Source organism: Blastococcus atacamensis (assembly GCF_002938425.1).
Lineage (GTDB): Bacteria > Actinomycetota > Actinomycetes > Mycobacteriales > Geodermatophilaceae > Blastococcus > Blastococcus atacamensis.
The window spans coordinates 1-9,471 of record NZ_POQU01000116.1 but is presented as its reverse complement, the minus strand read 5'-3'; the positions used below and the strand labels follow the sequence as shown (position 1 = coordinate 9,471).

The 9,471-nt window shown below is 76.8% G+C and carries 9 protein-coding genes; 1 reads left to right on the top strand and 8 read right to left on the bottom strand.

Annotation, left to right across the window (positions count from 1 at the left end; translation table 11 throughout):
- Nucleotides 1-271: 271 nt before the first annotated feature.
- The gene (locus C5508_RS18190; protein WP_104526332.1) at nucleotides 272-2,539 is read right to left on the bottom strand and encodes a sodium-translocating pyrophosphatase; all 2,268 of its coding nucleotides are present in this window, start codon (nucleotides 2,537-2,539) and stop codon (nucleotides 272-274) included.
- A gap of 198 nt (nucleotides 2,540-2,737) precedes the next feature.
- Between C5508_RS18190 and C5508_RS18185 the strand changes: the two genes are divergently transcribed.
- On the top strand, nucleotides 2,738-5,224 hold the full coding sequence (locus C5508_RS18185) for a DEAD/DEAH box helicase (RefSeq protein WP_232797275.1): 2,487 nt from the start codon (nucleotides 2,738-2,740) through the stop codon (nucleotides 5,222-5,224).
- Between the two features lie 5 nt (nucleotides 5,225-5,229).
- On the opposite strand, the gene C5508_RS18180 is transcribed toward C5508_RS18185, so the two are convergent.
- The 7 genes from C5508_RS18180 to C5508_RS18150 all read right to left on the bottom strand — a co-directional run bounded on the left by C5508_RS18180 (nucleotide 5,230) and on the right by C5508_RS18150 (nucleotide 9,432).
- Nucleotides 5,230-5,580: an Rv3654c family TadE-like protein gene (locus tag C5508_RS18180; RefSeq protein ID WP_104526331.1), complete on the bottom strand. Its 351-nt coding sequence runs from the start codon at nucleotides 5,578-5,580 to the stop codon at nucleotides 5,230-5,232.
- The gene (locus C5508_RS18175; protein WP_232797274.1) at nucleotides 5,577-5,948 is read right to left on the bottom strand and encodes a TadE family type IV pilus minor pilin; all 372 of its coding nucleotides are present in this window, start codon (nucleotides 5,946-5,948) and stop codon (nucleotides 5,577-5,579) included. Before C5508_RS18175 ends, C5508_RS18180 begins: the two co-directional genes overlap by 4 nt.
- 3 nt (nucleotides 5,949-5,951) lie before the next feature.
- Complete coding sequence (locus C5508_RS18170; RefSeq protein WP_104526330.1) at nucleotides 5,952-6,194, bottom strand: DUF4244 domain-containing protein; 243 nt, start codon at nucleotides 6,192-6,194, stop codon at nucleotides 5,952-5,954.
- Nucleotides 6,195-6,306: 112 nt separating this feature from the next.
- A complete protein-coding gene (locus C5508_RS18165; protein ID WP_104526329.1) occupies nucleotides 6,307-7,038 on the bottom strand; it encodes a type II secretion system F family protein in 732 nt (243 codons plus the stop codon).
- Nucleotides 7,035-7,829, bottom strand: coding sequence for a type II secretion system F family protein (locus C5508_RS18160; protein ID WP_104526333.1), 795 nt, complete (start codon nucleotides 7,827-7,829; stop codon nucleotides 7,035-7,037). The genes C5508_RS18165 and C5508_RS18160 overlap by 4 nt, the downstream gene beginning before the upstream one ends.
- The gene (locus tag C5508_RS18155) at nucleotides 7,826-8,965 is read right to left on the bottom strand and encodes a TadA family conjugal transfer-associated ATPase (protein ID WP_104526328.1); all 1,140 of its coding nucleotides are present in this window, start codon (nucleotides 8,963-8,965) and stop codon (nucleotides 7,826-7,828) included. Before C5508_RS18155 ends, C5508_RS18160 begins: the two co-directional genes overlap by 4 nt.
- Nucleotides 8,962-9,432 carry a hypothetical protein gene (locus C5508_RS18150; protein ID WP_198598173.1) on the bottom strand — a complete coding sequence of 157 codons (471 nt, stop codon included), beginning with the start codon at nucleotides 9,430-9,432 and terminating at the stop codon, nucleotides 8,962-8,964. Before C5508_RS18150 ends, C5508_RS18155 begins: the two co-directional genes overlap by 4 nt.
- Nucleotides 9,433-9,471 lie beyond the last annotated feature (39 nt).

Genomic DNA, 9,471 nt, shown 5'->3' with positions numbered 1-9,471 from the left:
GACTCCTGTCGGTGGTGCTGAGGTGGTGCGGCCGCGGCGTGCCTGTGCGGACCGGCCGGCCCAGTGCAGCACCCCCGGGGGCCGGGGGCGGGCGGGGGCCACCGCGGAACGCCCCTCGGCGGGCCACGGTAAGCCACCCGTACGCCGGGGCGCCGGGGGCGACCCACCGTGGGCGCGCCGTCACCCCGACCAACGTGGATGCTGCGCCCGTGTTCCCGGACCGGGAAAGAGCACGTCCCGCCAAGGGGTCAGCCGGCCGCGACCGGCGGGATCACGGCGTGCTGGTCGCCAGCGGCGCTTCGTCCGGCTTCGCCCCGACCTCGCCGACGACGACGGACCGGCGCTTGGAGACGACGACGGCCGCGACGATGACGGCGAGCGCCACGAGGGCGAGCCCCACCCGCATCCCGGTGTTCGCGTCCTCCCCCACCGACAGCGAGACGACGGCCGGCGCGATGAGCAACGCCACCAGGTTCATCACCTTGATCAGCGGGTTGATCGCCGGGCCGGCGGTGTCCTTGAACGGGTCGCCCACCGTGTCGCCGATGACGGTGGCCGAGTGCGCCTCGCTGCCCTTTCCGCCGTGGGCGCCATCCTCCACCATCTTCTTGGCGTTGTCCCAGGCGCCGCCGGAGTTGGCGAGGAAGACCGCCATCAGGGTGCCGGCCGCGATCGCGCCCACCAGGTAGGCGGCCAGCGGTCCGATGCCCAGGCCGAACCCGACGGCGACCGGGGCGAGGACGGCCAGCAGACCCGGCGTCGCCAGCTCGCGCAGCGAGTCCTTGGTGCAGATGTCGACGACGGCGCCGTAGTCCGGCCGCTCGGCGAAGGTCATGATCCCGGGGTGGGTGCGGAACTGCTCCCGCACCTCGAACACCACGCGGCCCGCGGCGCGGGACACGGCGCTGATGGCCAGCCCGGAGAAGAGGAACACCACCGCGGCACCCAGGATCGCCCCCACGACGTTGTTCGGGTTGACCAGGCTGAAGGCGTTGCCGAGCGTGGCGCCGGCCTCATCGAGCGCCACGCCGATCTGCGCGTTGTAGGAGCCGAAGAGGGCGGTGGCGGCGAGGACGGCGGTCGCGATGGCGATGCCCTTGGTGATCGCCTTGGTGGTGTTGCCGACGGCGTCGAGGTCGGTGAGCACCCGCGCGCCGTCGCCGTCGATGTCGCCGGACATCTCGGCGATGCCCTGCGCGTTGTCGCTGACCGGGCCGAAGGTGTCCATGGAGACGATGACGCCGGCGGTGGTGAGCAGCCCGCACCCGGCGAGCGCGACGGCGTAGAGGGCGGCCCCGCCGCCGATCAGGAAGGCGCCGTAGACCGCGCCGCCGATGAGCAGGGCGGCGTAGACCGCCGACTCCAGGCCCAGCGAGATGCCCGACAGGATCACCGTCGCCGGGCCGGTCAGCGAGCTGCGCCCGACGTCCATGACGGGCTTGCGGGTCGTCTCGGTGAAGTAGCCGGTGAGCTGCTGGATGGCCGCGGCCAGCACGACGCCGATCAGCACGGCGACCAGCCCGAGCACCTGCGGGCTGACCGGCAGGTCGTCGACGTCGTCCCCCACGCCGGGGAGCACGGTGAAGGCGGCGACGGCGACCAGCACCAGGGAGACGACGGCGGAGACGAAGAAGCCGCGGTTGATCGGCGCCAGGCCGCTGCCGTCGGTGTCGGAGGGGCGGGTGGCGAGGATGCCGGCGACCGAGGCGACCACCCCGATGGCGGCGACCACCAGCGGGAAGACCATGCCGACGGGGCCGAAGAAGACCTGCCCCAGGATCAGCGCGGCGACGAGGGTCACGGCGTAGGACTCGAAGAGGTCGGCGGCCATGCCCGCGCAGTCGCCGACGTTGTCGCCCACGTTGTCCGCGATCGTGGCGGCGTTGCGGGGGTCGTCCTCGGGGATCCCGGCCTCGACCTTGCCCACCAGGTCCGCGCCGACGTCGGCGGCCTTGGTGAAGATGCCGCCGCCGACGCGCATGAACATCGCCAGCAGCGCACCGCCGAAGCCGAAGCCCTCCAGCACCACCGGCGCGGTCTCGTCGAAGAGCAGCAGCGCCAGCGCCGCCCCGAACAGGCCGAGCCCGACGGTGATCATCCCGACGACGCCGCCGGTGCGGTACGCGATTCCGAAGGCCGGCCGGTAGCCGCCCTCGCGGGCGGCGGCGGCCACCCGGACGTTGCCGCGGGTGGCCAGCGTCATCCCGATGAAGCCGACGAGCGCGGAGAACGTCGCGCCGACGAGGAAGAAGATCGCCCGGCCGACCCGGGTGCCCCAGCCGCCGTCGGCGACCGGCAGGACGAGCAGCAGCAGGAAGACGACGACGGCGAAGACCGCCAGCGTCCGGAACTGCCGCCGCAGGTAGGCAGCCGCTCCCTCCTGCACCGCCCGCGCGATGTCCTGCATCTTCTCCGTGCCCTGGCCCGCGGCCGTGACGGCCCGCACGAGATAGGCGGCGAAGCCCAGGGCCAGCAGGGAGATGACGAGGGTGACGGCGACGAGCGCCGTCTCCCCACCGGACAGTGAGCTGTCGGGCATGGGTCCTCCAGGCATCGGCGGCCGCCCGGGTGGCGCCGTTGCTCCCCGGTACGGCGGAGGTCGGCGTCCCGCAACGGGTCCGCACCCACCCCGGGACGGCGCGAAGTGTAAGGCAGATCACACTGTGTGTGGCCGTCTCGCGCGCTCCTTTCACGACCGGCCGACGGCGCCTTGCGCGGGGGTGTGACAGTGGAACCCGTGACCTCGCTCGACGCGGTCCGGTCGGCTCCCCCTCCCGGCACGGACGACCGGTCCGGGGGCAGCCAGGTCCCGCCCGGCGGGGAGCTGCTCGAGGCCCTGCTCGCCGGGACGGCGGAGGACGAGCAGCCGGTCACCCACGTGCACCACCTGCCGGTGCGCGAGAGCCGCACGGCCGGCTGGCCGGAGTGGGTCGAGGCCGGGCTGCGCGAGCGCCTGGTCGCCCGAGGTGTCCAGGCTCCCTACGAGCACCAGATCGCCGCGGCGCAGACCGCCCGCGAGGGCCGGCACGTCGTGGTCGCGACCGGCACCGCGTCGGGGAAGTCGCTGGCCTACCAGCTCCCGGCGCTGACCCGGCTGGCCGAGGACCCGCGCGCCTGCGTGCTGTACCTGGCGCCGACCAAGGCGCTGGCCCGCGACCAGCTGGCCTCGGTGGCCGAGCTCGCCGACCCCTCGGTGCGGCCGGCCGCCTACGACGGCGACACCCCGGCCGAGGAGCGGGACTGGGTCCGGCGGCACTCGCGCTGGATCGTGACCAATCCCGACATGCTGCACCGCGGGATCCTGCCGGCCCACCAGCGCTGGTCGGGCACGCTGCGCCGGGTGGCCTACGTCGTCATCGACGAGTGCCACGCCTACCGCGGGGTGTTCGGGTCGCACGTCGGCCACGTGCTGCGCCGGCTGCGGCGGATCTGCCGGCGGTACGGCGCGGAGCCGGTGTTCATCCTGGCCTCGGCCACCGTCGCCGATCCGGCTGCGGCCGCGACCCGGCTGGTGGGCGAGGACGTCGTGGCAGTCACCGAGGACGGCTCGCCGCGCCCCGGCGCGACCTTCGCGCTGTGGGAGCCGCCGCTGACCGAGCGCACCGGCGAGCACGGGGCGCCGCTGCGCCGCTCGGCCGCCGCCGACGCCGCCGGCCTGCTCGCCGACCTCGTCGAGCGGGGCGCCCGCACGCTGGCGTTCGTCCGCTCGCGCCGCAGCGCCGAGTCGGTGGCCGACCAGGCCCGCCGCCTGCTGGCCGACCGCGGCCGGGGAGATCTGGCCCGCCGGGTGGACTCCTACCGGGGCGGCTACCTGCCCGAGGAGCGCCGGGAGCTGGAGCGGGCGCTGTCCTCGGGCGACCTGCTGGGGGTCGCGACCACCAACGCCCTGGAGCTCGGCATCGACATCGCCGGCCTGGACGCCGTGGTGCTGGCCGGGTACCCCGGCACGCTGGCCTCCCTGTGGCAGCAGGCGGGCCGGGCCGGGCGCGCGCAGCGGGAGTCGCTGGTCGTCTTCGTCGCCCGCGACGATCCGCTGGACCACTACCTGGCCCACCACCCGCGCGCGGTGTTCGGCCGACCGATCGAGGCCACGGTCACCGATCCGGCCAACCCCTACGTGCTCGGCCCCCAGCTGTGCTGTGCCGCCGCCGAGCTGCCGCTGCGACCGGAGGACCTGGCCGACTTCGGCGGTCCGGTGGCCGAGGCGCAGATCGAGGAGCTGGTGGCCGCCGGGCAGCTGCGCAGGCGCCCGACCGGCTGGTACTGGGCCGGGCGCGGCCGTCCCGACGTCGACATCCGCGGCAGCGGCGACGAGCCGGTCGCGATCATCGAGGCGGCCACCGGGCGGCTGCTGGGCACCGTGGACGGGGGCGCCGCGCACTCGACCGTGCACGAGGGCGCGCTCTACGTACACCGCGGCGACACGTTCGTCGTCGACGAGTTCGACGTGGAGGACGCCTGCGCCGTCGTGCACCCGGAGAGCCCGGACTGGACGACGGTGGCGCGCGACATCACCGACCTGGCCATCGTGTCGATCGAGCAGACCCGCACGCTGGGCGCGGTCACCGCGCACACCGGGATCGTCGACGTGACCAACCAGGTGGTCGCCTACCAGCGGCGGCGGATGGGCACCGGCGAGGTGCTGGCCGAGTTCCCGCTCGACCTCCCGCCCCGCCAGCTGCGCACCAAGGCGGTGTGGCTGACGCTGGACTCCCACGCGATCCAGCGGGCCGACGTCGACGACGCGGCGCTGCCCGGCTCGCTGCACGCGGCCGAGCACGCGGCGATCGGCATCCTGCCGCTGCTGGCCACCTGCGACCGTTGGGATCTCGGTGGCCTGTCGACCGCCGTGCACCCCGACACCGGGACGGCGGCGATCTTCGTCTACGACGGGCATCCCGGCGGTGCCGGCTTCGCCGAGCGCGGCTACGCGGCGCTGCGCCGGTGGCTGCAGGCGACGCGGGCGACGGTGGCCAGCTGCGAGTGCGAGAGCGGCTGCCCCTCGTGCGTGCAGTCGCCCAAGTGCGGCAACGGCAACGACCCGCTGGACAAGGCCGGTGCGGTGCGGGTGCTCGACGTCGTCCTCGACGAGCTGGCCGCCGCGGAGGCGGCCGGCCGGAACCTCGTCGCCGAGCCGGCGGACGGGACGCCGGTCCCGGAGCGGGCCGAGCCGGCAGCGGTTCCGGTCGAGGCGGACGTCGACGAGGACGAGCTCGTCTTCTGACGCCCTTACGGCGGCACCGGGCCGGCCCTCGCCCGGCCGATGCTGTCGTGCAGGCCCAGCCGCCCGAGCGACACGGTGACGCTGACCTGCACGCTGACGACCGCACCCGGCTCCAGCCGGCAGCCGACGAGCTCCGCGCCGTTCGCCGCCGCGATCCCCGCCGCGGCGGCACACGGGTCCGGGTCACCCACGACGGCACGGCCCGCCGCCGCAAGCGCGGCCAGGTCCGCCGCGGTCGCCGCCCGGTGCCGGGCTCCCATGCCGAGGCCGACCAGGACCGCCGCCGCGGCAACCGCGACCAGGACCGCGGAGAGGATCAGCACCCACACCGTCGCCGATCCGCGCTCGTCCCTCATCCCGCCGGCACCGCACCCGGCTCGCGCTGGGCCACGGCCTCGGCGTCGACGGTGATCCGCCAGGGCAGTGGACCCAGCGGGGCGATGTCCGCGGTCACGGTCACCCGGACCTCGGCGCCGGTGACCGCCACCTCCGTGCGGGCGCCGGCGGGGGCTGCCCGGCCGGCCCAGTCGGCCACCGCCGCGGTGTCCTCCCCGCGGGCCGCCGCCCGGGCCCCCTCGCGGGCGGCGTCCACGCACCGGAGCTGGGCGCCGACGACGGTCACGGCCGCGACGGCGGCGACGAGCACCAGCATCAGGACGGGGAGGACGACCGCGGTCTCGGCGGTCACCATCCCCACCTCGCCGCGGACCGATCGGCGCGCCACCGGTCAGGCCAGCGTGGCCAGCGCCCGGTCGACCAGATCGGTCAGGCCGGTGACGATGGAGTCGCCGGAGACGACCCGGTAGAGCACGGCGGCGAAGGCGCACGCCGCGACGGTGCCGACGGCGTACTCGGCGGTGCTCATCCCCGCCTCGCCCGCGGCCCGCAGCCGAGCCCAGCGGCCTTCCGGAGCCGGGGTCGGGTCGGAGTCGGGCTCGTCGGCGTCGGGAACGTGCGGCTCGCTGGTCATGGCGGTCCTCCTGGTCTCGGGCCCCGGTGGGGCGGTGCACCGAGCCTCGGCCCGGATCGGAGGCGATCCCAGGCTGCGGAGGCATCTGTGGAGCGGGGCGAGGGCTGTGGACTCAGCCGAACACGTCGCCGGCGATGCCGAGCACGAGCGGCACCACGCCCAGGCAGACGAAAGCGGGCAGGAAGCACAGCCCCAGCGGCGCCAGCACCCACACGCCGGCCCGCTGGACCGCGGCCTGCGCCTGCGTCCTGGCCGCCGTGCGCATCTCCTCGGCCAGCGCCCGCAGGGCCGGGACCGCGGCCGCGCCGGACTCGCCGGCCCGGATCAGCACGCGGGCGAGCGCGGCGAGCTCTGCAGGCTGGTCGGCCCAGGCCCGTCGCGGCTCGGCGCCCATCCGGGATAGGCCGGCCACGCCGTGCAGCCGCCGCCCCAGCGGGCCGGGCACGGCGCCTGCCACCGCGGACAGGGCTCCCGCCACGGGCAGACCGGCGGTCAGGCAGGCCGCCATCAGCTCGCAGGCCGCGGGCAGCTCCCGGACGAGGGCCGCCCGCTCGGCTGCGTCCTCGTCCGGAGCGGCCGCGCGGATGACGCGCTCCCCCGCCACCGCGACCGCCACGGCGGCGATCGCTCCTCCCGCACCGCCGACCAGCAGCCCCGCCGCCAGCCCGGCGGTTCCCGCGAGCAGCCACCGGCGCCGCGGGTCCGCGCTGGCCCGCGGGTGCCGGGCGACGGCGGCCGACCGAGCCGCCACCAGCGTCCGGACCCGCCGGCCGACGACGACGGAGCCGGGCACCCACACCGCCACCGCCGCGGCCAGGAGCAGCACCGGCAGCGCTGCGCTCATCGCCCGATCCGGGCGACCAGGCGACCGGTCCAGGCGATGCCGGCGACCTCGAGCAGCACTCCGGCGACCAGCAGGGCCTGGCCGGTGCCGGTCCGGGTGAGCACCTGCCAGGGATCGGCGCCCACACCGCTGCCCATGGCCAGCCCGAGCAGCGGGAGCCCGGCCAGCAGGCGGGCGCTGGCCCGGGGGCCGGCGGTGGCCACCAGGAGCTCCCGCCGCCGTCGCTGCCGGGCCCGCAGGTCGTCCTCGACCGCCGTGACGACCGCGGCCAGGGAGCAGCCGGTGCGGGCGCTCAGCGCCACCGCCGCCGACAGCCGGTCGAGCGCGGCCGGCATCTCGTCGGCGGCGGCCTCCATCGGGGGCCGCGGCTCTCCCGGCGCGCGAACCGCCCGCACCAGGGCCGCGGCGACGTCCGGATCGGGGCAGTCGGCGACCGCGCCGCGCACCGCCTCCTCCAGCGACCGGCCGGCACGGAGCTCGGCGGCGAACGCGGCGAGCGTCTCGGTGAACGTCGACAGCCGGGCGTGGTCGGCCGCCTGGGCCCGGCGGGCCCGCCACCCGTGCGCCGCCAGAGCCGCGCCCCCGGCCGCCAGCACCCCCACCAGCGCCGTGCCCAGCAGCGCACCGGCACTCCCGACGACGACGGCGGCGGCCACCGGAAGGGGCACCGCCCTCCGCCACGGCCCACCGGCGTCGGGGGGCGAGAGCCCGGCCAGCCGCTGACGGACCGCACTGCGGCCGTCGGGCCACAGCAGCACCGCTCCGGCGACCGCCAGCAGCGCTGCGGTCACCGGGCGGCCAGCAGGTGCCGCAGCGCGTCGCCGGCGGGGCAGGGCCCGCCGTCGGCCCGCCATCCCGGCTCCACGACCACGAGGTCGTCCCGCCGGCGGAGCAGGCCGATCTCCTCGACCCGCCGCCCGGCCGGACCCCGGCGCAGGTGCACCACCACGTCCAGCGCCGCGGCCGCCTGGCTGTGCACCGCCGCGCGCCCCAGCCCGGCAGCCACCCCCAGCGCCTCGAGCCGCGCGGGCACCTCGGTGGAGCGGTTGGCGTGCAGCGTGCCGCACCCGCCGTCGTGCCCGGTGTTGAGCGCCGCGAGGAGGTCGACCACCTCGGCGCCGCGCACCTCGCCCACGACCAGCCGGTCGGGCCGCATGCGCAGGGCCTGCCGCACCAGGTCGCGCAGCCCCACCGCACCGGCACCCTCCACGTTGGCCGGCCGGGTCAGCAGCCGCACCACGTGCGGGTGGCGGGGGGTGAGTTCCGCGGCGTCCTCGCACAGCAGCAGCCGCTCGCCGGCGGCGACCTCGCCGAGCAGCGCCGACAGCAGCGTGGTCTTGCCCGAGCCGGTTCCGCCGGTGACGAGGAAGGCGAGCCTGCGGTCGACGACGGCCCGGAGCAGCGCGTCGCTCTCCCCGGGCAGCGTGCCGCGGGCCGCGAGCTCGGCCAGGGACCGCGAGCAGCGCCGGAGCACGCGCAGCGAGAGGCAGGTGCCGGAGCCCGACACCGGTGGGAGCACGGCGTGCAGCCGGGTGCCGTCCGGAAGCCCGACGTCCACCCACGGCGCGGCGTCGTCCAGCCGGCGCCCCGCGGTGCCGGCCAGCCTGACCGCCAGCCGGCGCACCGCCTCGTCGTCGGCGAACCCGACGTCGGGCACCCGCTCCAGCCCGGCTCCGCGGTCCAGCCACACCTGGTCCGGGCCGTTGACCAGCACGTCGGTCACCCCGGGCAGCCGCAGCAACGCCTCGAGCGGTCCGGCACCGGCCAGCTCGTCCACGGCGTCGCGCACGGCGACCAGCACGTCGGCGTCGCCCATCAGGCCGCCGGCCTCCTCCCGTACCAGCGCCGCGACCCCGGCCCGGGACAGAGCGCCGTCCTCGACCGCCAGCCGCGCCCGCACCCGGTCGAGCAGCGACGGCGCGGTCATCGCACGACCTCTTCGAGCACCTGGCGGGCGAGCGCACCGAGGGCCGAGCGCGGTCCGGCGCCCGGCGGCTCGCCGCGCTCCCCCCGGCCCATGACCGCCCGCTCGTGCGGCAGCTCCCCGACCACCGGGCAGCCGACCACATCCGCCACGTCGTCGGCGCGCAGGCCGCCCGGGCAGGTCCGCACGACCAGCCGGGCCGCCGACCACGGCGTCCCCTCGGCGGTCACCAGCAGCCTCGCCGCGGACGCCGCACGCAGGCGGGCGGGGACGACCAGCAGCGCGAGGTCGGCGTCGGCCAGCACCGCCCGGCTCCCCTCCCCCGGCCCCTCCGGTCCCGGCCGCGGGAGGTCCACGACCACCGGCCGCCCGGTGCCACGGGCGGCGTCGACCACGCCGCTGCGGGCGCCGAGCGTGCCGAGGGGCTGCGCTCGCCTCAGCTGCTGGAGCACCGCGTGTGCCTCATACACTCCTGCGGGTGCATCACACAATGATCTGGACGCCACCCA

Bases quoted from the DNA above. Each gene is read 5' to 3' on its own strand.
- C5508_RS18190 (WP_104526332.1), bottom strand. From the start codon at position 2,539: ATGCCCGACAGCTCACTGTCCGGTGGGGAGACGGCGCTCGTCGCCGTC.
- C5508_RS18180 (WP_104526331.1), bottom strand. From the start codon at position 5,580: ATGAGGGACGAGCGCGGATCGGCGACGGTGTGGGTGCTGATCCTCTCC.
- C5508_RS18170 (WP_104526330.1), bottom strand. From the start codon at position 6,194: ATGACCAGCGAGCCGCACGTTCCCGACGCCGACGAGCCCGACTCCGAC.
- C5508_RS18165 (WP_104526329.1), bottom strand. From the start codon at position 7,038: ATGAGCGCAGCGCTGCCGGTGCTGCTCCTGGCCGCGGCGGTGGCGGTG.
- C5508_RS18155 (WP_104526328.1), bottom strand. From the start codon at position 8,965: ATGACCGCGCCGTCGCTGCTCGACCGGGTGCGGGCGCGGCTGGCGGTC.